This is a genomic window from Pantoea sp. WEP, from assembly GCF_041678305.1.
GTDB lineage: Bacteria > Pseudomonadota > Gammaproteobacteria > Enterobacterales > Enterobacteriaceae > Pantoea > Pantoea dispersa.
On record NZ_JBGNXB010000001.1, the window covers coordinates 3,508,009 to 3,533,048 of the forward strand.

The following is a 25,040-nucleotide window of genomic DNA, read 5'->3' on the forward strand; positions in this document are numbered from 1 at the left end:
AGAAAACGTTTAAACAACAGCCCTTTCTTTCGCCTTAGCGCCCGCGCCCCAGCGGCACAATCATTGGCGTATGCGCCACCGGATCCTCAACAATCACACAGCGTAATCCGTACACCTGCTCAATCAGTGCTGGCGTCACAATCTCGCCAGGCTTGCCCTCGGCAATGATCTTCCCGTGACGCATGGCGATCAGATGGGTGGCGTAGCGGCAGGCGTGATTAAGGTCGTGCAGCACCACCACCAGCGTGCGGCCATGCTGCTGATTGAGCGTCTGCATCAGCTCAAGCAGCTCAATCTGGTGGGTTATATCCAGCCAGGTGGTGGGCTCATCCAGCAGCAGCAGCGACGTCTGCTGCGCCAGTACCATGGCAATCCACACGCGCTGACGCTGCCCGCCGGACAGGGTATCGACCGCCTGTTGCGCCAGGTCCGCCACGCCGGTGGCCAGCATCGCCTGCTGCACCGCCGCTTCATCCTCCGCGCGCCAGCGGCCAAACAGTGACTGATGCGGATAACGTCCGCGCGCCACCAGCTCGCTCACGCTGATGCCCGCCGGTGCGTTTGAACTCTGCGGCAGCAGGCCAAGACGGCGCGCCACCTCTTTGGTGGGATAACGTGCAATCGCCTCGCCGTCCAGCAGCACGTCGCCTTTCAGCGGTGCCTGCAGGCGGCTGAGAGTACGCAGCAGAGTGGATTTACCGCAGGCGTTAGGGCCGATAATCACGGTCAGCTCCCCTTGCGGAATCGCCACCGACAGATTTTCCGCCACCACTTTTTTGTCATAACCCAGCGTCAGGCCTTCGCCATACAGCCGTGAAGGAATATCGATCATTGGCGTCGCGCCTCCCGCACCAGTAACGCAATCAGATAGAGTCCGCCCAGGCTGACGGTGATCACGCCAACCGGCAGTTGATAAGGCAGGAACAGATGCTGCGCGGCATAATCGGCGGCGCACAACAGCAGCGCGCCGCACAGCGCCGCCAGCCATAATGCGCCTTTTTCCCCGCCGCTCAGCCGGCGCGCAATCTGCGGTGCCAGCAGCGCCACGAACGAGATCGGCCCCGCCAGCGCGGTGGACGCCGCGGTCAGCAGCACGCCCAGCAGCATCAGCCACAGGCGGCTGCGCTCCACCGGCACGCCGAGCGCGCAGGCGGTGTCGTCGCCCATCTCCAGCAGACGCATGCGGCGCGTTAACAGCACCACCAGCAGCAGCGACAGCAACAGCACCGTCACCACCGGCGGCGTTTTTGCCCAGGTGATGCCGTTGAGCGATCCGGCGCTCCATAGCCCGGCGCTGAGCGCCGACTCCAGCGAAGCGCTGATAATCAGCCAGGCATTGAGCGCCATCAGCAGCGCGCGCACGCTGATGCCCACGATGATTAAGCGAAACGTGTCCACCCCGTTGCGCCAGGCAAACAGATACACCAGCGCAGCCGTTGCGATACCGCCGATCAGCGCGGCCCCGGTCATCGCGGTAATACTTTGATTGAACAGCACCAGCGCCACCAGCACACCGCTATAAGCGCCGGTATTGAAGCCGAGGATATCCGGGCTGCCGAGCGGGTTACGCAGCAGCGACTGAAAAATTGCCCCGCTGACACCCAGCGCCGCACCGATCAGCAGCGCCATCAGCACGCGCGGCAGCCGCCACTCCACCACAATCAGCTGCACATTAGCCGCTCCCTGCCCGCGCAGCGCCTGCCACACCTGCTCTGCCGTAATCGGCAGCGCACCGCGCGTCAGCGCCAGCCACGTCAGCAGCGCACACGCTAATAGCAGCCAGCCACCATGCAACCAGGCGCGCCGCGTCATAGTTCACCTCGCCCGCGCTGGCGCCGTACCAGCAAAATCAGCATCGGCGCGCCAAGGATGGCGGTCACTATTGAGACGCGCAGTTCGCCTGCCACCATCATCCGCCCCAGAATATCCGCCGCCAGCAGCAGCGCCGGGGTGATCAGCGCCGTCGCCGGCAGCAGCCAGCGGTGATCGTTGCCCACCAGCCAGCGGGCAAAATGCGGCGTCATCAGGCCGATAAAAGCGATCGGCCCGACGGCGGCGGTCGCCGCGCCGCTCAGTAAGGCAATCGCCAGCAGGCCCAGCAGTTGGGTGCGTACCACGCGCGTACCCAGCGCCGCCGCCATATCGCCGCCCATGCTCAGGCTGTTCAGCGACTGCGCCAGCCCCAGCGCCAGCGCCGCACCGGCCAGCACCGCCGGGCTCAGGGTACGCAACACGCTGAAATCGCGGATATCCAGCGAGCCGCTCTGCCAGAAGCGCAGGTGATCGTAAATGTCCGGATTGAGCAGCGACAGGCCGGAGGTTAAGCCCTCCAGTACCGCTGCCAGCGCCACGCCTGCTAGCGTCAGACGCACCGGATTGACGCGCCCGCCGCCCATCGCGCCAATCACCGTCATCAGCAGCGCCGCCAGCAGCGCGCCGCTGAAGGCCAGCGTCAGCCACTGCAGCGGGGAGTCCGCTCCCAGCAGCGCGATGCCGAGCACGATGGCAAAACCGGCACCGGCGTTCACGCCCAGAATGCCCGGCTCGGCCAACGGGTTACGCGTCAGACTCTGCATCAGCGCGCCCGCCAGCCCCAGCGCCACGCCCGCCAGCAGACCGGCCAGCGTGCGCGGCAGGCGCGCATCGCGCACGATGATGCACTCCGCGCTGGAGCAGGAGGCGGTGAGAGCGTGATACACATCGGAAAGCGGTATTGATTTGGCACCCAGCATCAGACTGAGCGCCATGAGGAGCAAAAGCAGAATTCCTGAGCCTGCTAATGCACGGATCTGGCGCATAGCGTTCTAAACCTTCACTGTTCGACGTCGTTGCAGTGCAACGTAATGTGATAATGATATTTGTTATCGTTATTACTCGCGTTTGCCTATGTTACCATGAGTCGCCTCGCGGATGATGAGGAAAATTGGTGCAAAAAGGCGAAACAATGAACAAACCCTCTCACTTTATCGATCTCTCACTGCTGAAAACCCACGCGGCGTTTCGCGCGGTGTTTATTGCGCGTTTTATCTCGATTGTGGCGCTCGGCATGCTGGCCGTTGCCGTGCCGGTGCAGATTCAGCAGATGACCCATTCCCCGCTGCTGGTGGGCCTCGCCGTCACGCTGTCCGCTGCCGGCATGTTTACTGGCCTGCTGACCGGCGGCGTGCTGGCCGATCGCTATGAGCGTAAGACGTTGATCCTGTTTGCCCGCACCACCTGCGGACTGGGCTTTGTCGCGCTGGCGATAAATGCCGCGCTGCCCGCGCCTTCGCTGCTGGCGGTCTATCTGCTGGGCTTGTGGGATGGCTTTTTCGGTGCGATTGGCGTCACGGCGCTGCTGGCCGCTACGCCAGCGCTGGTGGGACGCGAAAACATCATGCAGGCTGGTGCCATTACCATGCTGACGGTGCGCTTCGGCTCGATTTTATCGCCGGCAATTGCTGGTGTGGTGATCGCGCACGGCGGCGTGCTGTGGAATTATGGACTGACCGCCTTCGGCACGCTGCTGACGGTGCTAACGCTGCTGAAGCTGCCTGCGCTGCCACCGCCTCCGCAGCCGCGTGAGCATCCGTTGCGGGCGCTGGCAACCGGCGTGCAGTTCCTGTTCGCCAGCCCGCTGGTCGGCATGGTGGCGCTGACCGGCGCGCTGGTGACGCTGGCCAGCGCCATCCGCGTGCTGTACCCGGCGCTGGCACCGCACTGGTCAGTCAGCGCCGACCAGCTCGGTATGCTGTACGCTGCCGTGCCGCTCGGTGCCGCCGTGGGTGCATTTACCAGCGGCAGGCTGAAACAGGCAGCGCGCCCGGGCCGGCTGGTGCTGGGCAGCGCCGTGGCCGGTTTCGTCGCCCTGGGCCTGTTCAGCCTGATGCCGACGCTGTGGCTGGCGCTGCTGTGTCTGGCGGGCTTCGGCTATTTCAGCGCCATCAACAGCCTGGTGCAGTACGCGATGATTCAGCTGCTGACGCCGGATCATCTGCTGGGCCGCATCAACAGCCTGTGGACGGCGCAGAACGTGTGCGGCGATGCCCTCGGCGCCGCGCTGATTGGTGCCCTCGGTTCGTGGCTGCTGCCGGCGCAGGCTGCCGCGGCGTTTGGCTGTGCCGCGACACTGCTTGGCGTCATGATGTGGCTGATGATGAAAGGATTGCGGCGCTATCAGGCGCCCGCGCCGGTGCTGGCGCAGCAAACATCATGATTTGACGAACAGCTGATGCAGACGCGTCAGCAGATTGCTGGCGCTGTAGTAATCCAGGCGGAAGGTGTCGATACCCAGCGCATAGACCTGCTTATCGCGCACCGCCGCGTTTTGTGCCAGGAACGGGTTGCTCAGCACTGACTGCGCAGTTTTGTCATCGCCGGCAAACAGCAGGAAGCTGTGACCGGTCAGGCTGGCGGCGAGATTCTCGCCCGAGAGCTGAATAATGTCTTTGCGCTGGCCCATGCTGTGCCCCTGTTGCGTGCCGGCCGGCGGCTGCGCCAGGGTAAAACCGAGCTGCTGCAGCAGTTTGCCCTGCGCCGATGCGGCGGTCCACAGATTCACTGCCCGGCCATCACCGTTCCATACCATCGCGGAGACCGGCTGCGGCGGCAGCGTAATGGCCTGCTTCAGCGCCGCTTCGCGATCGTCGAACTCTTTAACCCGCTGCGCCGCCTGTGCTTCATGTCCGGTGGCCTGCCCCAGCAGCGTAACCACATCCTGCCAGCTCTTATCGTCGTAGTTGACCACCAGCGTGGGGGCAATGGCGGACAGCTGACTGACCAGCTTCAGGGCGGAGTCATTACCGGTGGCGCTGACGATAATCAGATCCGGGGCTTGCGCCGCAATCGCCTCGGCGCTCGGCTCACCAATGTACAGCCGCTTAACGTGGCGCTGCTTTGCCACCTCGCCCCACTGACGGAAGAAGCCCTGATCGTCGGCCAGGCGGCTTTTCGGTGCGGTCGCGCCTGAGGCGATGACCGGCGCGTCAATCGCCAGCAGCGAGCCGGTCAGCGTGACGCTGGTGGAGACAATGCGCTGCGGTGCCTGGTGAAGCGTTACCGTTCCGGTCGCGCCCTGTACGCTGCGCGGCCAGCCCTGGTCGGCCCGCGCTGTCCCTGACAGCGACTGGAAAATGAACAACAGGACAGCCATGCCCCATAAACCGCATTTATTCATAAGTTTTGATCCACCTTTTAGCTTAATGCCTGGCCCGGCGTCAGCCGCCGCTTACGTCTGACAGCACGGTAAATCCCGCGAATGGATTGACTCTTTGCCCCTTTCGACGTAGGTTACAGAGCCATAATAAAAATGATAATCATTCTTAATAATCTTATCATTTATAGGTGAAAATTATGGTGGAAAGCTCCACGTTTGAAAATGCCTGGCTGAAGGATTTTTCCGCGCTGTGCCGCGGTTTCCTTTTCACCTCGCCATGGCGCAGCCTGGCCACCCAGGGCTGCTATACCACGATCAACACGCCGGTGGGCAATGCCGCGCTGCTGCAGGGCGACTTTCAACAGCAGCTGCGCCAGCACTTTGCCGCGGCGAAAAAGCAGGGGATCGCCAATCCGCTGCTGGTGGGCGCGATTCCGTTTGACGTCAGCCAGCCAGCGTCCCTGTTCATACCCGAATCCTGGCAGAGCTTTAATCGCGCCGACCTGCAACATGCGCTGCCGGCGCAGCAGAGCGATCTGCCGGCAGTGCGGCGGCGGACGGCAGTGCCAGACCACGCGGTGTTTACCCGCATGGTGGCCGACGCCGTTGCCACCATCCAGCGCGGCGATCCGGACAAAGTGGTGCTGTCGCGCCTGATGGATATCGTCACGGAGCAGCCGGTGGATACCGCCGCGCTGATGCAGCGCGTGATCGCGCAAAATCCCAATAGCTACCATTTCCATCTGCCGCTGGCGGAAGGAGGCGCGCTGGTAGGTGCCAGCCCGGAACTGATGCTGCGCAAACAGGGGCGCGATTTCTCCTCCTGCCCACTGGCCGGCTCGGCGCGCCGCCATCACGACGACGTCAGCGCCGATCGCGCGGCAGGTAACACCCTGATGGCGTCAGCCAAAGATCGCCACGAACATCAGCTGGTGACCGACGCGATGCGCAGTACGCTGCAGCCGCGTAGCCGCCTGCTGTCAGTGCCTACCGTGCCGTCGCTGATCACCACCGCCACGCTGTGGCATCTGGCGACGCAAATCGATGGCGAAGTGCAGGATGAGCGCGAAAACGCGCTGTCGCTGGCGGCGCTGCTGCACCCAACCCCTGCCCTGAGCGGCTTCCCGCACGCCCGCGCGCAGCAGCTGATTCAGCAGCTCGAACCCTTTGATCGCCAGCTGTTTGGCGGCATCGTCGGCTGGTGCGACAGCGAAGGCAACGGCGAATGGGTGGTGACCATCCGCTGCGGAACGGTAAACGGCACGCGCGTGCGGCTGTTTGCCGGCGCTGGCATCGTCGCCGACTCGCAACCGGAATCAGAATGGCGTGAAACAGGTGTGAAGCTGGACACCATGTTGCGCGCTTTTGGACTGCAATAAAGGAACAAGCATGAGCATTCCCTTCAGCCGCTGGCCAGCACATCTGGCCGCGCGCTACCGCGAAAAAGGCTACTGGATCGACGTGCCGCTGACCGACATCATCGACCGCCATCGCGAAAACGACGCTATCGCCGTGATCGACGGCCCTTTACAGCTCAGCTACCGCCAGCTGGCGCAACGCAGTGATAATCTGGCGGCGGCGCTGCAGCGACGCGGTTTACAGCGCGGTGACACGGCGCTGGTGCAGCTCGGCAACGTGGCGGACTTTTACGTTACGCTGTTTGCCCTGTTTAAGCTGGGCGTGGTCCCGGTGTACGCGCTGTTCAGCCATCAGCGCACTGAACTGCTGGCCTATGCGCAGCAGATTGCACCGAAACTGCTGATCGCCGATCGCCAGCACGCGCTGTTTGCCAGCGACGACTTCATCGCCACGCTGTGCGAGGCGCAGCCCACGCTGCAGCAGGTGATCCTGCGTAACGACGCGCAGGCGGAAAATACGCTGGCGTCGCTGCAGGATGAAGCGGCTGGCGATTTTGTCGCGACACCGACGGCCGCCGATGAAGTGGCGTTTTTCCAGCTCTCCGGCGGCAGCACCGGCACGCCGAAGCTGATTCCGCGCACCCACAACGACTACTACTACAGCATTCGCGCCAGTGACGAGATTTGCCACATCAACGCCGACACGCGCTATCTGATCGCCCTGCCCGCGCCGCATAACTTCGCCATGAGTTCCCCGGGTTCGCTCGGGGTGTTCTATGCCGGTGGCCAGGTGATTCTCGCCGCGGATCCCAGCGCCACGCTCTGCTTCCCGCTGATTGAGCAGCACCAGGTGACCGATACCGGACTGGTGCCGCCGGCGGTCAGCCTGTGGTTGCAGGCGATTCAGGAGTGGGGCAGCAATTCAGCGCTGGCCTCGCTGCAGCGCATTCAGGTGGGCGGAGCCAAACTGGGCGAAACGCTGGCCGCACGCATTCAGCGTGAAATCGGCTGCCAGCTGCAGCAGGTGTTTGGCATGGCGGAAGGGCTGGTTAACTACACGCGCTTCGGCGATGACGAGCAAACCATTCTGACTACCCAGGGGCGTCCGATTTCGGAAGATGACGAAGTGTGGGTGGCCGACGAGAACGGCAATCCGCTGCCGCCAGGCCAGGTGGGTCGCCTGATGACGCGCGGCCCTTACACCTTCCGGGGCTACTACAACAGCCCGGAGCACAATGCCGCCAGCTTCGACGCCAACGGTTTTTACTGCTCAGGCGATCTGATTGAGATCAACGCTCAGGGTTACATCACCGTACAGGGACGCGAAAAGGATCAGATCAACCGCGGCGGTGAGAAGATCGCGGCCGAAGAGATTGAAAACCTGCTGCTGCGCCATCCGGATGTGATCCACGCCGCGCTGGTGTCCATGCATGACGAGCTGATGGGTGAAAAGAGCTGTGCCTTCATTGTGGCGCGCCAGCCGGTGAAACCGGTCGCGCTGCGCCGCCATCTGCGCGAGCTGGGCATTGCCGAATTCAAACTTCCCGACCGCATTACCTGCGTCGACGCCCTGCCGCTGACCCCGGTGGGCAAAGTGGATAAAAAACGTTTACGCCAACAGCTTGCTGAGCAGACGCAAGCCTGATTTTTTCCGGAGATTGTAATGGCTATTCCAAAACTGACGTCTTATGCGCTGCCCGCCGCCACTGAGCTGCCGGCTAACAAAGTACAATGGGCGCTGGAGCCGCAGCGCGCGGCGCTGCTGATTCACGATATGCAGGCCTATTTCCTTAACTTCTGGGGCGAAGACAGCCCGCTGGTGAATCAGGTAGTAGAGAACATTGCCCGCCTGCGCGCTTACTGCAAAGCGCAGGGTATTCCGGTGTTCTATACCGCCCAGCCCAACCAGCAGAGCGATGAAGATCGCGCGCTGCTGAATGATATGTGGGGACCGGGGCTGAACAAACATCCGGATCAGCAGAAGATCGTCGACGCGCTGACGCCGGATCAGGACGATCAGGTACTGACCAAATGGCGCTACAGCGCGTTCGTGCGCTCGCCGCTGGAGTCGATCCTGCAGGAGATGGGCCGCGATCAGCTGATCATTACTGGCGTGTATGCGCATATCGGCTGCCTGACCACTGCCACCGACGCCTTCATGCGTAACATCCAGCCGTTTATGGTGGCCGATGCGCTGGCCGACTTCTCGCGCGACGAGCATATGATGGCGCTGACCTACACCGCAGGCCGCAGTGGCAAAGTGGTGATGACCGCCGACCTGATGCCGCTGCCACAGAGCAAGGACGCGCTGCGCGCGCTGATTCTGCCGCTGCTGGAAGATGATGACGTGCCGGAAGATGATGAAAACCTGATCGACTATGGGCTGGATTCAGTGCGCGTGATGGCGCTGGCGGCGCGCTGGCGTCAGGTGCACAGCGATATCGACTTCATCAGTCTGGCGAAAAATCCCAGCATTGATGGCTGGTGGGCGCTGCTGTCACGGGTGCCAGCATAATGAGCGCCTGTTTTGATTTCAGCGGAAAAATTGTCTGGGTGACCGGTGCCGGCAAAGGCATCGGCTATCACACCGCGCTGGCGTTCCATCAGGCCGGTGCGCAGGTGACCGGTTTTGATTTGCACTTTGGCCAGGATGACTATCCGTTTGCCACCTGCCAGCTGGATGTCGCCGACAGCGCTGCGGTGCGCGATTGCTGTCAGTCACTGCTGGCCAGCCAGCCGCGGCTGGATATCCTGGTGAACGGCGCGGGCATTCTGCGCATCGGCAGCACCGATGCGCTGTCGTTTACTGACTGGCAGGCGTGTCTCGCCGTCAACGCCGGCGGCGCGTTTAACCTGTTCCAGCAGACGCTGCCGGTCTTCCGCCAGCAGCGCGCTGGCGCGATTGTCACCATCGCCTCTAACGCCGCGCACGCCCCGCGCCTCGGCATGTCAGCCTATGGCGCGTCTAAAGCAGCGCTGCGCAGCCTGTGCCAGACGGTTGGCCTTGAGATGGCACCGTATGGCGTGCGCTGCAATATTGTCTCACCGGGATCAACCGATACCGATATGCAGCGCAGCCTGTGGCATACGCCGGAAGCCGAGCAGGAGATGATCAACGGTTTCCCGGATCAGTACAAGCTGGGGATCCCGCTGCGTAAGATCGCCCAGCCGCAGGAGATCGTGAACAACATCCTGTTCCTGGCCTCAGATCTTGCCAGCCACGTGGTGCTGCAGGATATTGTGGTGGACGGTGGCGCAACGCTGGGAGCCTGAGGCATGGCAATCTGGAAACGTACGGTGGATCTTGCCACGCTGAATCAGCTGGGCGATAACTCGCTGGTGGCGCATCTGGGCATCGTGTTTACCGCCATCGGTGACGATTATCTGGAGGCCACCATGCCGGTAGACAGCCGCACGCAGCAGCCGTTTGGCCTGCTGCACGGCGGCGCGTCGGTGGTGCTGGCGGAGTCGATGGGCTCCATTGCCGGTTACCTGAGCGTGGAAGAAGGTAAAAGCGTGGTGGGCATTGAGGTGAGCGCCAGCCATCATCGGGCGGTGAGCAGCGGCGAGGTGCGCGGTGTTTGTCGTCCGCTGCATCTGGGGGCGCGCAATCAGAGCTGGCAGATTGAGATACGCAATGGTCGCGATCAGCTGTGCTGTAGTTCGCGGCTGACGGTGGCGGTGCTGGGGTAGGTTTGGCTCCGCTGCGGCCTGATGCCCTCACCCTGCCCTCTCCCACGGGGAGAGGGAATGATTGTGCGGCCTGGTGCTCGGCGCTAAACAGCAATAAAAAAAGCGGCCATCTGGCCGCTTTTTTCGCTGACATCAACGCTGATAAATGATCTCGACGCCTTCGTCGTCGTCTTCATCCCAGTCGTCATCCCAGTCTTCGTCTTCTTCCACTTCCTGAGCATTTTCCAGCGCTTCACGGTGGTAATCATCCCACATGAAGGCCACTTTCTCCGGCTGCTTCGCTTCTTCTTCCGCTTCTTTTGGATTCGCGATGATAAAGCTCATCACATCCCAGCACAGCTCATTGACACCGTCACGGCTGGCAGCGGAGATCAGATAGTATTTCTCATCCCAGCCCAGCGCTTCGGCAATCGCTTTAGCGCGGCTTTCCGCCTCTTCACGGCTCAGCAGGTCAGTTTTATTGAACACCAGCCAGCGCGGCTTCTGGTACAGCTTGTCGCTGTATTTCTCCAGCTCGCCGAGAATGATGCGGGCGTTCTCTACCGGATCGGATTCGTCGATTGGCGCGATGTCGATGAGGTGCAGCAGCACGCGGCAGCGCTCCAGATGCTTGAGGAAGCGAATTCCGAGGCCCGCGCCTTCCGCTGCGCCTTCAATCAGGCCGGGAATGTCGGCGACCACGAAGCTCTTTTCGCTGTCCATACGCACCACGCCGAGGCTTGGCACCAACGTGGTGAACGGATAATCCGCCACTTTTGGCTTCGCCGCTGATACCGCACGGATAAAGGTCGATTTACCGGCGTTAGGCAGACCCAGCATACCCACGTCTGCCAGCAGCATCAGTTCCAGCTGCAGGTCGCGCTTCTCGCCCGGCGTGCCCATGGTTTTCTGACGCGGCGTACGGTTCACTGACGATTTGAAGCGGGTGTTGCCCAGACCGTGCCAGCCACCTTTCGCCACCATCAGCTTCTGCTCATGGCGCGTCATGTCGCCCAGCGTTTCGCCCGTGCCCTGATCGATAACGCGCGTACCCACCGGCACTTTAACAATGATGTCTTTACCGCGTTTACCGGTACAGTCACGGCTCTGGCCATTCTGGCCGCGTTCGGCGCGGAAAGATTTTTCGAAACGATAATCGATCAGGGTGTTGAGGTTTTCATCCGCCAGCAGGTAAACATCGCCGCCGTCACCGCCGTCACCGCCGTCCGGTCCCCCTTTGGGAATGTACTTCTCGCGGCGGAAGCTGACGCAACCGTTGCCACCATCACCCGCGACCACCAGGATCGTCGCTTCATCAACAAACTTCATTTTTTATCTCCGTCACACTGTCGTTTGCGCCACGCTGCGGGCGACAAACGGGTCCGCCAGGGTCTTCTGCGCTGACCGGCGGCGGATAATACAGGATTGGCAAAGCCATGTGTACATAAAGTGTACAGCAAACTGAGGCGCAAGGTCAGCGTGATTGCCGTAACCTGCGGCAGAATGTAAAAAGCCCCGCAAAGCTGCGGGGCCTTCCATTCGTGTGTTCAGACGTTAATCGTCTGCGGCACAACAACCTTACTCAGCAACGATGCTGATGTATTTACGGTTGTTAGGACCTTTAACTTCGAATTTAACTTTGCCGTCTGCGGTAGCAAACAGAGTGTGGTCACGACCACAACCTACGTTGTTACCGGCGTGGAATTTGGTACCACGCTGACGAACGATGATGCTACCTGCCAGAACAGATTCACCACCGAAACGCTTAACACCCAGACGTTTTGCATTGGAGTCGCGACCGTTACGAGTCGAGCCACCAGCCTTTTTATGTGCCATTTGTCAGATCTCCTCTTACGCGCTGATCACAGTGATTTTCACATCAGTGAACCACTGACGGTGACCAGCTTGCTTACGGTAGTGTTTACGACGACGAAACTTAACGATTTTAATTTTCTCGCCACGACCGTGAGCAACAACTTCTGCCTTGATCACACCGCCTGAAACCAGTGGCGCGCCGATTTTCACGTCTTCGCCATTTGCAATCATCAGAACCTGGTCGAACTCGATGGTTTCACCGGTTGCGATGTCCAGCTTTTCCAGGCGAACGGTCTGACCTTCGCTAACTCGGTGTTGTTTACCACCACTTTGGAAAACCGCGTACATATAAAACTCCGCTTCTGCGCATGCCTTTCTGTTCATCAGGCGGCGCGATAAATATTCACAATAGGGCGCGAATTCTACGCAAAACTCCAGCAGAAGACAAGTGCACTTTGCACTCTCTTGCAGAAAAAAAGCGCAGGACGAATGCAAACGTTTCTCAACCCGATTTTTCAAGTACAATCAGTAACAGATTACCTGAACTCACGCTGGGTAAAAGCGCTTACCATGCAGAAAACGAGTCAAAGCTGAACAGACGAATGAACTTAGAACAGATTAACGAATTAACCGCGCAGGACATGGCGGCCGTCAACCAGACCATCCTCGACCAGCTGAATTCAGATGTCTCACTGATTAACCAGTTGGGCTATTACATCATCAGCGGGGGAGGCAAACGCATCCGTCCGATGATCGCGGTGCTGTCAGCACGCGCGCTGAATTATCAGGGATCGCTGCATGTGACCAATGCGGCGCTGATCGAATTTATCCACACGGCGACGCTGCTGCACGATGATGTGGTGGATGAATCCGATATGCGCCGTGGCAAAGCCACCGCTAACGCCGCGTTCGGCAATGCGGCGAGCGTGCTGGTCGGGGATTTTATCTATACCCGCGCCTTCCAGATGATGACCAGCATGGGATCGCTGAAGATCCTCGCACTGATGTCCGAAGCGGTGAACGTGATCGCCGAAGGCGAAGTGCTGCAGCTGATGAACTGCAACGATCCGGATATCACCGAAGAGAGCTACATGCGGGTGATCTACAGCAAAACCGCCCGCCTGTTTGAAGCCGCTTCGCAGGCTTCGGCGATCCTCGCGGAGGCCACGCCAGCGCAGGAGAAAGCGCTGCAGGATTATGGCCGCTATCTCGGTACGGCGTTTCAGCTGATCGACGATCTGCTGGATTACAGTGCCGACGGCGAGACGCTGGGTAAAAATACCGGTGACGATCTGAGCGAAGGTAAGCCGACGCTGCCGCTGCTGCACGCCATGCACAACGGCACGCCAGAGCAGGCGCAGATGATCCGCAAGGCCATCGAAGAAGGTAATGGCCGTCATCTGCTGGAGCCGGTGCTGGCGGCAATGCAGCAAACTGGTTCGCTGGAATGGACGCGCAAACGTGCCGAAGAAGAGGCGGATAAAGCCATCGCGGCGCTACAGGCACTGCCAGAAACGCCGTGGCGCAGCGCGCTGGAAGCGCTGGCGCACATGTCGGTGCAGCGCGATTTCTGACCTGCTACGGGGCCGTTCGGCCCCGTTTTTATTTCTCCCCCTGCTCTGCCGGTCTGATTACATTCCCTTGCAGCATTTTTGCGAAAAACTGCGCAGTTTCGTGCACAGGCAAAACAATTACTGGAAACATATGGAAATTATTTGCTATAAAAATCCGGATTTTTCCAGTTATCTCTGCGCAGGAGAGCCACAGCGCTGCAGAGATGGAGCACTAACACGGACACGGAGAAGAGAGTTATGCATGCAAGGAGAGAAGACTGGCATCCGGCAGATATCATTGCGGCCCTGCGCAAGCGCGGTACGTCACTGGCCGCCCTGTCACGTCAATCTGGCCTCAGTTCATCGACGCTGGCCAACGCGCTGTCACGCCCCTGGCCTAAAGGTGAATGGCTGATCGCCACGGCGCTGAAGGTCCATCCTTCCGAGATCTGGCCCAGCCGCTATTTTGATCCGGTCACACAGCGTCTGCTGGATCGTAAAAAACGCATTCGATCGCCCCAGGATCTGAAAAAGATCGTCTCACGCGGGTAAAGCAAAAAAAAACCAGCCACGCTGTCGTGACTGGTTTTCATGCCTGGCAATCAGGACAAAGGATTACTCGCCGCTGACGCGCTCGATGTTGGCGCCTAACGCTTTCAGCTTGTCTTCAATGTGCTCGTAGCCACGATCGATGTGGTAGATACGATCCACCAGCGTCGCACCTTCTGCAATGCAGCCTGCCAGTACCAGACTGGCTGACGCACGCAGATCGGTCGCCATCACCTGCGCGCCGGACAAGGTTTCAACACCGTGACAGATAGCGGTGTTGCTTTCGATTTCGGCGTGCGCCCCCATACGAATCAGCTCCGGGATGTGCATGAAGCGGTTTTCGAAGATGGTCTCGGTAATCACGCCGGTGCCTTCAGCCACCAGGTTGAGCAGCGTAAACTGCGCCTGCATGTCGGTCGGGAAACCCGGGTGCGGTGCGGTACGGATATTAACCGCTTTCGGACGCTTGCCGTGCATATCCAGGCTCACCCAGTCTTCACCGACTTCAATCTCCGCACCCGCGTCACGCAGTTTCGCCAGCACGGCGTCCAGCGTGTCTGGCTGCGCATTGCGGCACACCACTTTGCCGCGCGAGATGGCGCCGGCCACGAGGAAGGTGCCGGTTTCGATACGGTCCGGCAGCACGCGATAGACGCCGCCGCCGAGGCGCTCAACGCCCTCGATGGTGATTTTGTCGGTGCCGGCGCCGCTGATTTTCGCGCCCAGCGTGTTAAGGAAGTTTGCCGTGTCGACAATCTCCGGTTCACGCGCCGCGTTTTCAATGATGGTGGTGCCCGTCGCCAGCGTTGCGGCGCTCATGATGGTCACGGTCGCGCCCACGCTGACCTTATCCATCACAATGTGCGCGCCCTTCAGGCGGCCATCCACAGAGGCTTTAACATAGCCCTCTTCCAGTTTGATCTCGGCACCCAGCTGCTCGAGGCCGGTAATGTGCAGATCGACCGGACGCGCACCAATCGCACAGCCGCCTGGCAGAGAAACCTGGCCCTGGCCAAAACGCGCCACCAGCGGCCCCAGCGCCCAGATGGAGGCGCGCATGGTTTTCACCAGATCGTACGGCGCACTGAAGACATTAACTTCGCGCGCATCAACGTGGACCGAACCATTGCGTTCCACGCGCGCACCGAGCAGGCTCAGCAGCTTCATGGTGGTATCGATGTCACGCAGCTTCGGCACGTTCTGAATCTCTACCGGCTCTTCAGCCAGCAGCGCAGCAAACAGAATCGGCAGCGCAGCATTCTTCGCCCCGGAAATGGTCACTTCACCGCTTAAACGGGTGGGGCCTTGCACACGAAATTTGTCCATTAACACGGCTCTCAATTATCTATCAACAAAACAGCCAGAGTGGCGCTTAGAAACCGTTGAGTTTACGGTCGCGCGCCCACTCGGCTGGGGTATAAGTCTTGATGGACACCGCATGAATACGGTTATCCGCAATATATTCCATCAGCGGTGCGTACACAGCCTGCTGTTTCTTTACGCGGCTCAGCTCGCCAAACATTTCGCCCACGGCAATGACCTGGAAATGGCTGCCATCGTTGCTGAGAACATGTACTTCTTCTAACGGCAGCGCCTGCATTAGCACGGCCTGAACTTCACTATTTTCCATCGCTCATTGCTTCACTTGATAATAATAAGGCGGATATCTTAGAGGAAAGCGCCTGACTCTTAAATACGCAAAAGCCCCTGAAAAAATCAGGGGCTTTGTCAGCAGCGCCGTTAATCAGGCGATTTGTTCCGCAGAAACAATAATCTGCTGCAGGTTGTACAGCTTGATTAACGAGTCGAGCTTATCGGTGATACCACTGAAAAGCGGCGTTGTGCCCTGCGCCCGCGCGATTTCGCGCAGATGCACCAGCAGCGCCAGCCCGGCAGAATCAACCCGATCCAGCGCCGCCACGTCAATCGTGGTGATACCGGCCATGGCGCTGTCACGCGCCTGCCACAGCGCCAGTAGCGTATCGCGGTCCAGTTTGCCGCTCAGGGCCAGCGTGCTGGCAGTGCGCTGCCAGCGTAACGGTTCGCTCATTATTGCTGCTTGTCCAGGGTGATAGGCTGCGCGGCATAGGTTTTCAGCTGCGCAGTCAGGCCGTCGATGCCTTTGGTGCGCAGCAGATCGCTCCACTCATTCTGTTTGGTGGTGATCATGCTGATGCCTTCGGCAATCATGTCATAAGCCTGCCAGTTGCCGGTCTGGCTGTTCTTGCGCCACTGGAAATCAAGGCGCACCGGCGGACGACCGTTGGGATCGATGATGGTGACGCGAATCGCCACGATATTGGCATCGCCAATCGGCTGCTCAGGCTGAATCTGGTAAGTCTGGCCGTGATACAACGCCAGCGCCTGACCATAAGCCTGCGCCAGATAATCCCCGAACGCGGCAAAGTAGGCGTCGCGCTGCGCCGGCGTGGCTTCGCGGTAGTAACGGCCCAGTACCAGCGCCCCCGCATATTTAATCTGCACGTACGGCAGCAGCTCCTGGCGCACGATTTCGCGCAGGTAGTCAGGATTCTGCTTAATCTTCGGCTGTTCGTTCTTCAGGCGGGTAAAGGTCTTCTCCGCCGCTTCGTTCATCATTTTGTACGGATTGCTCTGGTTGGCATCCGCTGCGTTTGCCGCCAGCGGCGCGATGGCCAGCAGGGCCACCATCAGGAAACGTTTTAACATCGTGTTGTACCTCTCTGGGTTATTCCGTTGTAGCAGGTGCTGCCGGGGCGCTCGCGCTGGCGGCGCCCGACGATTTCTCATTGTCCTTGTTGTCGCCGCTCTTGTAGAGGAACTGGCCGATCAGGTCTTCCAGTACCAGCGCCGATTTGGTATCCCGCAGCGTGCCGCCATCTTTTAGCATCGCCGAGCCAAGCTCCGGATCGTCAAAACCTAAGTTGAGCGCGAGGAACTGCTCACCCAGCAGACCCTGGGTGCGAATCGCCAGCGAGCTGGTGTCAGGAATTTTATTGGCATACTGTTCGCTGATGTCCATGGTGACGCGCGGCGACAGCGTTTTGTCATCCAGTGAAATGTCGGTGACGCGGCCAATCACCACGCCGCCAATTTTCACCGGCGAGCTGACTTTCAGGCCGCCGATATTATCGAAGGTGGCGTACAGCTTCCACGTTGGCTCGGTGCCCAGCGATTTAAGATCGGCGACGCGCAGGCTGAGGAACAGCAGCGCCAGCAGCGCAGCCAGCATAAACACGCCAACCCAGATTTCGTTTTTTTTGCTTTGCATTGCATTAATTCCCAAACATCAGTGCCGTCAGCACAAAATCCAGTCCAAGCACCGCCAGCGAAGCATGGACTACGGTACGCGTCGTCGCGCGACTGATCCCTTCCGAAGTCGGGATGGCGTCATACCCATTGAACAGCGCGATCCAGGTCACCGTGATGGCAAACACCGCGCTCTTGATCAGGCAGTTGATCACATCGGTACGAAAATCCACCGCGTTCTGCATCGCCGACCAGAAAAAGCCCGGGTCGATGCCTTTCCAGGCCACCCCGACCAGCGCGCCACCGGCAATGCCCACCGCAGTAAAGATCAGCGCCAGCAGCGGCATACTGATAAAGCCGGCCCAGAAGCGCGGCGACACTACGCGGCGCAGCGGATCGACCGCCATCATCTCCATGCTGGAGAGCTGCTCGGTGGCTTTCATCAGGCCAATTTCCGCAGTGAGCGCCGAGCCGGCGCGCCCGGCAAACAGCAGCGCGGTGACCACCGGCCCCAGTTCGCGCAGCAGCGACAGCGCCACCAGCATACCCAGGCTGGTTTCCGCACTGTAAGTGGTGAGTACCAGATAGCCCTGCAGCCCCAGCACCATGCCAATGAACAGGCCGGAGACCACAATGATCAGCAATGACAGCACGCCCACGCTATACAGCTGCTTCACCAGCAGCGGCGCATGCTTACGAAACGCCGGTTTACCCACCAGCGCATGGAAGAGCATTAAGCCCGCCCGGCCAAAGGCCGCACAGGTGTTAATTCCCTGACGCCCAAATGACGCCAGTGCCTGTAACCACATCAGTTTAGCTTCTCCCTGTGCGGGTCAGATCGCTGAGGTAATCCCCGGCAGCGAAGCGGAACGGTACCGGACCATCCGCATGACCCTCAATAAACTGGCGCACGCGCGGATCGGGATTCTCCCTCAGCTGCGGCGCACTACCCTGAGCAATAATCTTTTGCCCGGCAACAATATAGGCATGGTCGGCAATGCTCAAGACCTCCGGCACATCGTGTGAAACCACAATGCAGGTGACGCCCAGCGAATGGTTGAGCTCATCGATCAGCTTGACCAGCACGCCCATGGTAATGGGATCCTGGCCGACAAAGGGTTCGTCGAACATGATCAGCTCCGGCTCCAGCGCAATTGCACGCGCCAGCGCCGCCCGGCGCGCCATGCCGCCGGAGAGTTCGGCCGGCATCAGCTGCGCTGCGCCGCGCAGTCCCACGGCTTCCAGCTTCATCATCACCGTGCTGTGCAGCAATTCCGCTGGCAGCCGGGTGTGTTCGCGCAGCGGCCAGGCAACGTTTTCATAGACGTTAAGGTCGGTGAACAGCGCACCGGACTGGAACAGCATGCTCATTTTTTTACGCACGTCATACAGCTTACGGCGCGACAGCGTCGGAATGTTCTGGTCACGAAACCAGATCTCACCTTTGTCCGGCTGCAGCTGCCCGCCAATCAGGCGCAGCAGGGTGGTTTTACCGATGCCGGAAGGGCCCATAATCGCCGTGACTTTGCCCGCCGGAACGGTCAGCGAAATGTCGTCGAAGATGGTGCGATTGCCGCGCGTAAAACTGACGCCACGAACCTCAACCAGATTCGTTTGCTGCTGGATCATCATTACCTCTTTAAACGGATCGGGCGTAATTAACGTGGTGGATGGTAGCCTGGTAAACCACAATGCACGATAGTTTTACAGAAACTTACCCGTCCGGTGTGGCGAAAACGGCCTTAAAATTTACTTTTGCCTCTCAGACAGTCAAAATCAGCGCCTGATTCCGCACGCGCACTGCTTTTACCTGTCGGACAAGGTTTGCCGGCACCGTTATCCATCAAGGATTTTTCATGTTCGTAGCCACTGCCCTGCTGTTTATCGGATTGATTTTACTGGCTTACGGAGCTGACCGCCTGGTGTTCAGCGCCGCGATCCTGTGTCGATCCCTTGGCATTCCCCCGTTGATCATTGGCATGACGGTGGTGAGCATTGGCACTTCACTGCCGGAACTGATCGTCTCGTTCTCTGCCGCGCAGCATGGTCAGATGGATTTAGCCGTGGGTACCGCGCTGGGCTCGAACATCACCAATATTCTGCTGATTCTGGGTGGCGCTGCGCTGCTGCACCCTTTAACCGTACACTCCAATCTGATTCGCCGCGAACTCCCTCTGCTGCTGCTGGTCTCACTGCTCAGCGGCATCATGCTGTTTGATAACCAGCTCAGCCGGCTGGATGGCGTGGCACTGCTGCTGCTGGCGCTGGGTTATCTGCTGGTGGCGATCCGCATCGCCCGGCGGGCCGAGCGCGATAATAATGACACCCTGACGCGTGAACAACTGGCGGAGCTGCCGCGTGACGAAAGCGGCAATACGGTGGCGTTTCTCTGGCTGGCGGTGGCGCTGATTATTCTGCCGATGTCGACACGCATGGTGATCGACAACGCCACGGTGTTTGCGGATTACTTCGGCATTAGCGAACTGGTGATGGGACTGACGCTGATTGCTGTCGGTACCAGCCTGCCGGAACTGGCCACGGTGCTGGCCGGCGCGCTGAAAGGCGAAGACGATATCGCCATCGGCAACCTGATTGGCGCCAATATCTTCAATCTGGCGATTGTGCTGGGCCTGCCGGCGCTGGTGCATCCCGGCGCGATCGATGCGCACGCCTTTGCGCGGGATTACTGGATTATGCTGGGCGTCAGCGTGCTGTTCGCCCTGCTGTGCCTGCTGCGCAAGCGCCGCATCGGCCGCATAGCGGGCACGCTGCTGTTAGGTGGATTTATCGTGTGGGTGCTGTGGCTGTGGCTCAGCCCCACGCTTATCACAAGCTATTAAGGATGACTGACCATGTCACATCAGCAACCGGATTTCGACTTCCAGCAGGCAGGTAAAGCGGTACTGCGCATTGAACGCGAAGGGCTGGAACAGCTCGACCAGTATATTAACGCCGACTTCAGCCGCGCCTGCGAAATGATCTTTGCCTGCCGTGGCAAAGTGGTGGTGATGGGCATGGGCAAATCCGGCCATATCGGCAAGAAGATGGCCGCCACCTTCGCCAGCACCGGCACGCCGTCGTTCTTCGTCCACCCGGGTGAAGCCAGCCACGGCGATCTCGGCATGGTCAGCACCAACGATGTGGTGATCGCCATCTCGAACAGCGGCGAGTCGGGCGAAATCCTCGCACTGATCCCGGTGCTCAAACGGCAGAAAGTGCAGCTGATTTGCCTGACCAGCCGTCCGGAGAGCGCCATGGGCCGGGCTGCCGATGTGCATTTATGCGTGAAAGTGCCGCAGGAAGCCTGTCCGCTCGGGCTGGCACCGACCTCCAGCACCACCGCCACGCTGGTGATGGGCGATGCGCTGGCGGTGGCGCTGCTGGAAGCGCGCGGCTTCACGCAGGAAGATTTCGCGCTGTCGCATCCGGGTGGCGCACTGGGGCGCAAACTGCTGCTGCACGTCAGCGACATTATGCACAGCGGCGATGAAATTCCCCACGTCACCCGTGACGCCTCGTTGCGCGACGCGCTGCTGGAAATCACGCGCAAAAACCTCGGTCTGACAGTGATTGTCGACGACCTGATGAAAATCGAAGGGATTTTCACGGACGGTGACCTGCGCCGCATCTTCGATATGGGCATCGATTTCCAGTCGGCCCGCATCCAGGATGTGATGACGCGCGGCGGGATTCGCGTGCGCCCTAACCTGCTGGCGGTGGACGCGCTTAATCTGATGCAAAACAAAAACATCACTGCGCTGCTGGTGGCCGATGACGATCGCCTGCTCGGTGTGGTACATATGCATGACATGCTGCGCGCTGGCGTGGTCTGAACGGGAAACAACAATGAGTGCTGAAACCACGATGGTCGACACCTGCTACGGCCCGGTGAGCGCCGACGTGATGGCGCGGGCGGCCAACATCCGCCTGCTGATTTGCGATGTCGATGGCGTGATGTCCGACGGCCTGATTTACATGGGCAACAGCGGTGAAGAGCTAAAGGCCTTTAACGTGCGCGACGGTTACGGCGTGCGCTGCCTGCTGACCTCGGACATCGAAGTGGCTATTATTACCGGCCGTCGCGCTAAACTGCTGGAAGATCGCTGTAAAACGCTCGGCATTACGCATCTTTACCAGGGACAGTCGGATAAGCTTTTGGCCTGGCGCGAACTCCTGGATAAACTGTCACTATCGGCAGATCAGGTCGCGTATATTGGTGACGACCTGATCGACTGGCCGGTAATGGCACAGGCGGGTCTGAGCGTGGCCGTCGCCGATGCGCATCCGGTATTACTGCCGCGCGCGCATTACGTGACGCGCATTGCTGGCGGTCGCGGTGCAGTACGTGAGCTATGCGACCTGATTTTGCTGGCGCAGAACAAATTTGAGGATGCCAAAGGGCAATCAGTATGAGTAAAAGCAGGCGTTGGATAACGCTGATTCTGGCGCTGATCGCCCTGGTGCTGATCGGCTGGAATCTTACCAACCAGGACGACAGCGCCACGCCGGTGGCGACCAACGATCAGGCGCCGACCTACACCAGCGCCAACTCCAGCACCGTGGTATATAACCCGACGGGTGCGCTGGCCTATAAGCTGGTCTCGGATAAAGTGACCTACTTTTCGGCCGAAGAAGTGAGCTGGTTCGATAATCCGGTGATGACCACTTACGACGAAAACAAAGTGCCCACGTGGTCGGTTCGTGCTGACAAGGCAAAGCTGACGAAAGATCGTATGCTGTATCTTTATGGCCACGTTGAAGTACACACATTGACGCAGGATTCCCAGCTTGAGCGCATCATCACGGATAATGCTCAGGTTAATCTGGTCAGCCAGGATGTGACGTCTGACGATCAGGTCACCCTATTTGGCCGCAGTTTTAACTCCACTGGCATGAAGATGCGCGGCAACCTACGGACAAAGAATGCCGAGCTGCTTGAAAAGGTCAAAACCTCCTATGAAATTCAAAATGAACAAAAATAGCCTTAAGTTGCTGCTGGTGAGTGCGCTGCTGGCAACCAGCCTGCCGGCGCTGGCGTTAACAGGCGATTCGGACAAGCCGGTTAACATCGACTCGGTGAACCAGGCGCTCGATTTGCAGGGTAACGTCGCCACCTTTACCGGCAACGTGATCGTGACCCAGGGCACCATCAAAATTACCGCCGATAAAGTGGTGGTAACGCGTCCCGGTGGCGACAGCAACAAAACCATCGTTGATGCCTACGGCAATCCGGCCACCTTTTATCAGATGCAGGACAACGGCAAACCGGTGCAGGGTCACGCCGCCAAACTGCACTATGAGCTGGCCAACGATTTCGTCGAGCTGACCGGCAACGCCTTTATCGAGCAGCAGGACAGCAACATCAAAGGCGATCGCATCACCTATCTGGTGAAAGAGCAGAAAATGCAGGCCTACAGTCAGGGCCAGAGCAAGCGTGTCACCACCGTGCTGGTGCCGTCGCAGCTGCAGGATAAAAACGGTTCGTCTGCGAGCCCCAAAAAGAGTAACTGATCGCTATGGCCACATTAGTCGCTGAAAACCTGGCGAAAGCCTACAAAGGCCGTCGCGTAGTAGAAGATGTCAGCCTGCAGGTGAAATCCGGCGAGATTGTCGGCCTGCTGGGCCCCAACGGGGCCGGTAAAACCACCACCTTCTACATGGTGGTCGGCATCGTGCCGCGCGATGCCGGACGCATTATTATCGATGAAGAAGATATCAGTATTCTGCCGCTGCATGCGCGCGCGCGCCGCGGCATCGGTTATCTGCCGCAGGAAGCGTCGATCTTTCGCCGTCTGAGCGTCTACGACAACCTGATGGCGGTACTGCAGGTGCGTGACGACCTGACGGAAGAGCAGCGTCAGGACCGCGCCAATGAGCTGATGGACGAGTTCCACATCGGCCATCTGCGCGACAGCATGGGCCAGGCGCTGTCGGGCGGTGAACGTCGCCGCGTCGAGATTGCCCGTGCGCTGGCCGCCAATCCAAAGTTTATCCTGCTGGATGAACCTTTTGCCGGCGTTGACCCCATCTCCGTTATCGATATCAAAAAGATCATCGAACACCTGCGTGACAGCGGCCTCGGCGTGCTGATCACCGACCACAACGTGCGTGAAACGCTCGCGGTGTGTGAGCGCGCATATATCGTCAGCCAGGGCCATCTGATTGCCCACGGCACGCCAGATGAAATTCTTGCAGATGAGCAAGTTAAGCGGGTTTATTTGGGCGAAGAGTTCAGACTCTGATAAGGTGTCGGCATACCCGACATTTGCTTAGGAAATTCTAGCCGGATTATGAAGCAAGGTTTGCAACTCAGGCTCAGCCAACAGCTGGCGATGACCCCCCAGTTGCAGCAGGCAATCCGCTTGCTGCAACTCTCTACGCTTGAACTCCAGCAGGAACTGCAACTGGCGCTGGAAAGCAATCCGCTGCTTGAACAAACCGATCTGCACGATGAAGTCGACGCCCGCGAATTTCAGGAGAACGAGGCGTTAGATACCCGTGAGGCACTCGAACAGAAAGAGATGCCGGAAGAGCTGCCGCTCGATGCCACCTGGGACGAGATCTACACGGCCGGCACGCCCTCCGGCACCGGCACCGATTACCAGGACGACGAGCTGCCGGTGTATCAGGGGGAAACCACGCAATCGCTGCAGGACTATCTGATGTGGCAGGTAGAACTGACGCCGTTCACCGACACCGACCGCGCCATCGCTACCTCCATCGTCGATGCCATTGACGATACCGGTTATCTCACCGTCAGCTTACAGGACATTTGTGACAGTATTGGTGACGAAGAGCTGACGCTGGAAGAGGTGGAAGCGGTGCTGAAGCGCGTACAGCGTTTCGATCCGGTGGGTGTCGGCGCACGCGATTTGCGTGACTGCCTGCTGGTGCAGCTGTCGCAGTATGCGGCCGATATGCCGATGCTGAACGAAGCACGGCTGATTGTCAGCGAGCACCTCGACCTGCTGGCTAACCACGATTTCCGCAGCCTGATGCGCGTGACGCGGCTGAAAGAAGAGGTGCTGAAGGAAGCGATGCTGCTGATTCAGTCGCTCGATCCGCGCCCCGGGCAGTCCATCAATACCAGCGAGCCCGAGTACGTGATTCCCGATGTGCTGGTGCGCAAGACTGGCACGCGCTGGACGGTGGAGCTGAACGCTGACAGCCTGCCGCGCCTGAAGATCAATCAGCATTACGCCGCGATGGGCGGTTCTGCGCGTAATGACAGTGACAGTCAGTTTATTCGCAGCAACTTACAGGAAGCCCGCTGGCTGATTAAGAGCCTGGAGAGCCGCAACGACACGCTGCTGAAAGTGACGCGCTGTATTGTCGAACAGCAGCAGGCGTTTTTTGAACAGGGTGAAGAGTATATGCGTCCGATGGTGCTGGCGGATATCGCCCAGGCCGTGGATATGCATGAATCCACCATTTCCCGCGTCACCACGCAAAAGTATTTGCACAGCCCGCGTGGCATTTTTGAACTGAAGTATTTTTTCTCCAGTCACGTCAGCACCGAAGGCGGTGGCGAAGCCTCGTCGACGGCGATCCGTGCACTGGTGAAAAAATTAATCTCCGCGGAAAATCCCGCAAAACCCTTGAGCGACAGCAAACTGACCTCCATGTTATCTGAACAGGGCATCATGGTGGCGCGACGTACGGTTGCTAAGTATCGCGAGTCTTTATCTATACCGCCATCAAACCAGCGCAAGCAGCTGGTTTGACCGAAAC

The 25,040-nt window shown here is 59.5% G+C and carries 29 protein-coding genes; 15 read left to right on the forward strand and 14 right to left on the reverse strand.

The window, feature by feature from the left end; all coding sequences use genetic code 11:
* Positions 1-34: 34 nt before the first annotated feature.
* From ABVR31_RS16400 to fepD, 3 genes are read right to left on the reverse strand one after another with little or no spacing between them, the layout of a single operon-like run.
* Positions 35-832, reverse strand: a complete 798-nt coding sequence (locus tag ABVR31_RS16400) for an ATP-binding cassette domain-containing protein (protein WP_372773492.1) — start codon at positions 830-832, stop codon at positions 35-37.
* A complete protein-coding gene (gene fepG, locus ABVR31_RS16405) occupies positions 829-1,812 on the reverse strand; it encodes an iron-enterobactin ABC transporter permease (protein WP_371221746.1) in 984 nt (327 codons plus the stop codon). Before fepG ends, ABVR31_RS16400 begins: the two co-directional genes overlap by 4 nt.
* On the reverse strand, positions 1,809-2,798 hold the full coding sequence (gene fepD / locus ABVR31_RS16410; RefSeq protein ID WP_372773494.1) for a Fe(3+)-siderophore ABC transporter permease: 990 nt from the start codon (positions 2,796-2,798) through the stop codon (positions 1,809-1,811). The genes fepG and fepD overlap by 4 nt, the downstream gene beginning before the upstream one ends.
* Before the next feature lie 146 nt (positions 2,799-2,944).
* Here fepD and entS point away from each other — a divergent pair, with 146 nt between their 5' ends.
* Positions 2,945-4,195, forward strand: a complete 1,251-nt coding sequence (entS, locus tag ABVR31_RS16415) for an enterobactin transporter EntS (RefSeq protein ID WP_104188008.1) — start codon at positions 2,945-2,947, stop codon at positions 4,193-4,195.
* Here the strand turns inward: entS and fepB are convergent.
* Positions 4,190-5,155, reverse strand: a complete 966-nt coding sequence (fepB, locus tag ABVR31_RS16420) for a Fe2+-enterobactin ABC transporter substrate-binding protein (RefSeq protein ID WP_372773496.1) — start codon at positions 5,153-5,155, stop codon at positions 4,190-4,192. The two genes, entS and fepB, sit on opposite strands and share 6 nt — an antisense overlap.
* Before the next feature lie 179 nt (positions 5,156-5,334).
* Here fepB and ABVR31_RS16425 point away from each other — a divergent pair, with 179 nt between their 5' ends.
* Genes ABVR31_RS16425 through ABVR31_RS16445 form a run of 5 tightly spaced genes read left to right on the forward strand, consistent with a single transcriptional unit; the run spans position 5,335 to position 10,185 of the window.
* A complete protein-coding gene (locus tag ABVR31_RS16425; RefSeq protein WP_372774070.1) occupies positions 5,335-6,513 on the forward strand; it encodes an isochorismate synthase in 1,179 nt (392 codons plus the stop codon).
* A 10-nt stretch (positions 6,514-6,523) separates the two neighbouring features.
* A complete protein-coding gene (locus ABVR31_RS16430) occupies positions 6,524-8,137 on the forward strand; it encodes a (2,3-dihydroxybenzoyl)adenylate synthase (protein ID WP_058770692.1) in 1,614 nt (537 codons plus the stop codon).
* Between the two features lie 18 nt (positions 8,138-8,155).
* On the forward strand, positions 8,156-9,007 hold the full coding sequence (locus ABVR31_RS16435; RefSeq protein WP_372773498.1) for an isochorismatase family protein: 852 nt from the start codon (positions 8,156-8,158) through the stop codon (positions 9,005-9,007).
* Positions 9,007-9,765, forward strand: a complete 759-nt coding sequence (gene dhbA / locus ABVR31_RS16440; protein WP_088516018.1) for a 2,3-dihydro-2,3-dihydroxybenzoate dehydrogenase — start codon at positions 9,007-9,009, stop codon at positions 9,763-9,765. The genes ABVR31_RS16435 and dhbA overlap by 1 nt, the downstream gene beginning before the upstream one ends.
* A 3-nt stretch (positions 9,766-9,768) precedes the next feature.
* Positions 9,769-10,185 carry a hotdog fold thioesterase gene (locus ABVR31_RS16445; RefSeq protein WP_021507726.1) on the forward strand — a complete coding sequence of 139 codons (417 nt, stop codon included), beginning with the start codon at positions 9,769-9,771 and terminating at the stop codon, positions 10,183-10,185.
* A gap of 132 nt (positions 10,186-10,317) precedes the next feature.
* Here the strand turns inward: ABVR31_RS16445 and cgtA are convergent, their stop codons facing one another.
* From cgtA to rplU, 3 genes are all read right to left on the reverse strand, one after another.
* Positions 10,318-11,493, reverse strand: a complete 1,176-nt coding sequence (gene cgtA, locus ABVR31_RS16450) for an Obg family GTPase CgtA (RefSeq protein WP_058759590.1) — start codon at positions 11,491-11,493, stop codon at positions 10,318-10,320.
* Between the two features lie 249 nt (positions 11,494-11,742).
* Positions 11,743-12,000, reverse strand: coding sequence for a 50S ribosomal protein L27 (gene rpmA / locus ABVR31_RS16455; RefSeq protein ID WP_006121751.1), 258 nt, complete (start codon positions 11,998-12,000; stop codon positions 11,743-11,745).
* Between the two features lie 15 nt (positions 12,001-12,015).
* Positions 12,016-12,327, reverse strand: coding sequence for a 50S ribosomal protein L21 (gene rplU / locus ABVR31_RS16460; RefSeq protein WP_021507728.1), 312 nt, complete (start codon positions 12,325-12,327; stop codon positions 12,016-12,018).
* Positions 12,328-12,581: 254 nt separating this feature from the next.
* On the opposite strand from rplU, the gene ispB reads away from it, so the two are divergent.
* Together ispB and ABVR31_RS16470 are read left to right on the forward strand one after the other, a co-directional pair.
* Positions 12,582-13,553 (forward strand): octaprenyl diphosphate synthase, encoded by a 972-nt coding sequence (gene ispB / locus ABVR31_RS16465; protein ID WP_021507729.1) that lies wholly within the window; start codon positions 12,582-12,584, stop codon positions 13,551-13,553.
* A gap of 237 nt (positions 13,554-13,790) precedes the next feature.
* Positions 13,791-14,084 (forward strand): helix-turn-helix transcriptional regulator, encoded by a 294-nt coding sequence (locus ABVR31_RS16470; protein WP_021507730.1) that lies wholly within the window; start codon positions 13,791-13,793, stop codon positions 14,082-14,084.
* 63 nt (positions 14,085-14,147) lie between these two features.
* Here ABVR31_RS16470 and murA read toward each other — a convergent pair whose 3' ends face one another.
* The 7 genes from murA to mlaF form a co-directional block, all read right to left on the reverse strand.
* A complete protein-coding gene (gene murA, locus ABVR31_RS16475; protein ID WP_021507731.1) occupies positions 14,148-15,407 on the reverse strand; it encodes a UDP-N-acetylglucosamine 1-carboxyvinyltransferase in 1,260 nt (419 codons plus the stop codon).
* A 46-nt stretch (positions 15,408-15,453) separates the two neighbouring features.
* A complete protein-coding gene (ibaG, locus tag ABVR31_RS16480) occupies positions 15,454-15,711 on the reverse strand; it encodes a BolA family iron metabolism protein IbaG (RefSeq protein WP_007886637.1) in 258 nt (85 codons plus the stop codon).
* 114 nt (positions 15,712-15,825) lie between these two features.
* On the reverse strand, positions 15,826-16,131 hold the full coding sequence (gene mlaB / locus ABVR31_RS16485) for a lipid asymmetry maintenance protein MlaB (RefSeq protein ID WP_021507732.1): 306 nt from the start codon (positions 16,129-16,131) through the stop codon (positions 15,826-15,828).
* Positions 16,131-16,769, reverse strand: a complete 639-nt coding sequence (gene mlaC / locus ABVR31_RS16490) for a phospholipid-binding protein MlaC (RefSeq protein WP_372773503.1) — start codon at positions 16,767-16,769, stop codon at positions 16,131-16,133. The genes mlaB and mlaC overlap by 1 nt, the downstream gene beginning before the upstream one ends.
* Before the next feature lie 19 nt (positions 16,770-16,788).
* Positions 16,789-17,331: an outer membrane lipid asymmetry maintenance protein MlaD gene (gene mlaD, locus ABVR31_RS16495; RefSeq protein WP_021507734.1), complete on the reverse strand. Its 543-nt coding sequence runs from the start codon at positions 17,329-17,331 to the stop codon at positions 16,789-16,791.
* A 4-nt stretch (positions 17,332-17,335) separates the two neighbouring features.
* The gene (gene mlaE / locus ABVR31_RS16500; RefSeq protein ID WP_021507735.1) at positions 17,336-18,118 is read right to left on the reverse strand and encodes a lipid asymmetry maintenance ABC transporter permease subunit MlaE; all 783 of its coding nucleotides are present in this window, start codon (positions 18,116-18,118) and stop codon (positions 17,336-17,338) included.
* 4 nt (positions 18,119-18,122) lie between these two features.
* Positions 18,123-18,938, reverse strand: coding sequence for a phospholipid ABC transporter ATP-binding protein MlaF (gene mlaF / locus ABVR31_RS16505; RefSeq protein ID WP_021507736.1), 816 nt, complete (start codon positions 18,936-18,938; stop codon positions 18,123-18,125).
* A 227-nt stretch (positions 18,939-19,165) separates the two neighbouring features.
* On the opposite strand from mlaF, the gene ABVR31_RS16510 reads away from it, so the two are divergent.
* From ABVR31_RS16510 to rpoN, 7 genes are read left to right on the forward strand one after another with little or no spacing between them, the layout of a single operon-like run.
* Positions 19,166-20,149 (forward strand): calcium/sodium antiporter, encoded by a 984-nt coding sequence (locus ABVR31_RS16510; protein WP_372773506.1) that lies wholly within the window; start codon positions 19,166-19,168, stop codon positions 20,147-20,149.
* Positions 20,150-20,161: 12 nt separating this feature from the next.
* Positions 20,162-21,142, forward strand: coding sequence for an arabinose-5-phosphate isomerase KdsD (gene kdsD, locus ABVR31_RS16515; RefSeq protein WP_372773508.1), 981 nt, complete (start codon positions 20,162-20,164; stop codon positions 21,140-21,142).
* Between the two features lie 13 nt (positions 21,143-21,155).
* Entirely contained in the window at positions 21,156-21,722 is a 567-nt protein-coding gene (gene kdsC, locus ABVR31_RS16520; protein ID WP_021507739.1) for a 3-deoxy-manno-octulosonate-8-phosphatase KdsC, read from the forward strand.
* Positions 21,719-22,291, forward strand: a complete 573-nt coding sequence (gene lptC / locus ABVR31_RS16525) for an LPS export ABC transporter periplasmic protein LptC (protein ID WP_021507740.1) — start codon at positions 21,719-21,721, stop codon at positions 22,289-22,291. The genes kdsC and lptC overlap by 4 nt, the downstream gene beginning before the upstream one ends.
* A complete protein-coding gene (gene lptA, locus ABVR31_RS16530; RefSeq protein ID WP_031279739.1) occupies positions 22,266-22,820 on the forward strand; it encodes a lipopolysaccharide ABC transporter substrate-binding protein LptA in 555 nt (184 codons plus the stop codon). The genes lptC and lptA overlap by 26 nt, the downstream gene beginning before the upstream one ends.
* Positions 22,821-22,825: 5 nt before the next feature.
* Positions 22,826-23,551: an LPS export ABC transporter ATP-binding protein gene (lptB, locus tag ABVR31_RS16535; protein ID WP_010618248.1), complete on the forward strand. Its 726-nt coding sequence runs from the start codon at positions 22,826-22,828 to the stop codon at positions 23,549-23,551.
* Between the two features lie 48 nt (positions 23,552-23,599).
* A complete protein-coding gene (rpoN, locus tag ABVR31_RS16540; protein ID WP_031279740.1) occupies positions 23,600-25,033 on the forward strand; it encodes an RNA polymerase factor sigma-54 in 1,434 nt (477 codons plus the stop codon).
* Positions 25,034-25,040 lie beyond the last annotated feature (7 nt).

Bases quoted from the DNA above. Each gene is read 5' to 3' on its own strand.
- ABVR31_RS16400 (WP_372773492.1), bottom strand. From the start codon at position 832: ATGATCGATATTCCTTCACGGCTGTATGGCGAAGGCCTGACGCTGGGT.
- fepG (WP_371221746.1), bottom strand. From the start codon at position 1,812: ATGACGCGGCGCGCCTGGTTGCATGGTGGCTGGCTGCTATTAGCGTGT.
- fepD (WP_372773494.1), bottom strand. From the start codon at position 2,798: ATGCGCCAGATCCGTGCATTAGCAGGCTCAGGAATTCTGCTTTTGCTC.
- entS (WP_104188008.1), top strand. From the start codon at position 2,945: ATGAACAAACCCTCTCACTTTATCGATCTCTCACTGCTGAAAACCCAC.
- fepB (WP_372773496.1), bottom strand. From the start codon at position 5,155: ATGAATAAATGCGGTTTATGGGGCATGGCTGTCCTGTTGTTCATTTTC.
- ABVR31_RS16430 (WP_058770692.1), top strand. From the start codon at position 6,524: ATGAGCATTCCCTTCAGCCGCTGGCCAGCACATCTGGCCGCGCGCTAC.
- ABVR31_RS16435 (WP_372773498.1), top strand. From the start codon at position 8,156: ATGGCTATTCCAAAACTGACGTCTTATGCGCTGCCCGCCGCCACTGAG.
- dhbA (WP_088516018.1), top strand. From the start codon at position 9,007: ATGAGCGCCTGTTTTGATTTCAGCGGAAAAATTGTCTGGGTGACCGGT.
- ABVR31_RS16445 (WP_021507726.1), top strand. From the start codon at position 9,769: ATGGCAATCTGGAAACGTACGGTGGATCTTGCCACGCTGAATCAGCTG.
- cgtA (WP_058759590.1), bottom strand. From the start codon at position 11,493: ATGAAGTTTGTTGATGAAGCGACGATCCTGGTGGTCGCGGGTGATGGT.
- rpmA (WP_006121751.1), bottom strand. From the start codon at position 12,000: ATGGCACATAAAAAGGCTGGTGGCTCGACTCGTAACGGTCGCGACTCC.
- rplU (WP_021507728.1), bottom strand. From the start codon at position 12,327: ATGTACGCGGTTTTCCAAAGTGGTGGTAAACAACACCGAGTTAGCGAA.
- ispB (WP_021507729.1), top strand. From the start codon at position 12,582: ATGAACTTAGAACAGATTAACGAATTAACCGCGCAGGACATGGCGGCC.
- ABVR31_RS16470 (WP_021507730.1), top strand. From the start codon at position 13,791: ATGCATGCAAGGAGAGAAGACTGGCATCCGGCAGATATCATTGCGGCC.
- murA (WP_021507731.1), bottom strand. From the start codon at position 15,407: ATGGACAAATTTCGTGTGCAAGGCCCCACCCGTTTAAGCGGTGAAGTG.
- ibaG (WP_007886637.1), bottom strand. From the start codon at position 15,711: ATGGAAAATAGTGAAGTTCAGGCCGTGCTAATGCAGGCGCTGCCGTTA.
- mlaB (WP_021507732.1), bottom strand. From the start codon at position 16,131: ATGAGCGAACCGTTACGCTGGCAGCGCACTGCCAGCACGCTGGCCCTG.
- mlaC (WP_372773503.1), bottom strand. From the start codon at position 16,769: ATGTTAAAACGTTTCCTGATGGTGGCCCTGCTGGCCATCGCGCCGCTG.
- mlaD (WP_021507734.1), bottom strand. From the start codon at position 17,331: ATGCAAAGCAAAAAAAACGAAATCTGGGTTGGCGTGTTTATGCTGGCT.
- mlaE (WP_021507735.1), bottom strand. From the start codon at position 18,118: ATGTGGTTACAGGCACTGGCGTCATTTGGGCGTCAGGGAATTAACACC.
- mlaF (WP_021507736.1), bottom strand. From the start codon at position 18,938: ATGATCCAGCAGCAAACGAATCTGGTTGAGGTTCGTGGCGTCAGTTTT.
- ABVR31_RS16510 (WP_372773506.1), top strand. From the start codon at position 19,166: ATGTTCGTAGCCACTGCCCTGCTGTTTATCGGATTGATTTTACTGGCT.
- kdsD (WP_372773508.1), top strand. From the start codon at position 20,162: ATGTCACATCAGCAACCGGATTTCGACTTCCAGCAGGCAGGTAAAGCG.
- kdsC (WP_021507739.1), top strand. From the start codon at position 21,156: ATGAGTGCTGAAACCACGATGGTCGACACCTGCTACGGCCCGGTGAGC.
- lptC (WP_021507740.1), top strand. From the start codon at position 21,719: ATGAGTAAAAGCAGGCGTTGGATAACGCTGATTCTGGCGCTGATCGCC.
- lptA (WP_031279739.1), top strand. From the start codon at position 22,266: ATGAAATTCAAAATGAACAAAAATAGCCTTAAGTTGCTGCTGGTGAGT.
- lptB (WP_010618248.1), top strand. From the start codon at position 22,826: ATGGCCACATTAGTCGCTGAAAACCTGGCGAAAGCCTACAAAGGCCGT.
- rpoN (WP_031279740.1), top strand. From the start codon at position 23,600: ATGAAGCAAGGTTTGCAACTCAGGCTCAGCCAACAGCTGGCGATGACC.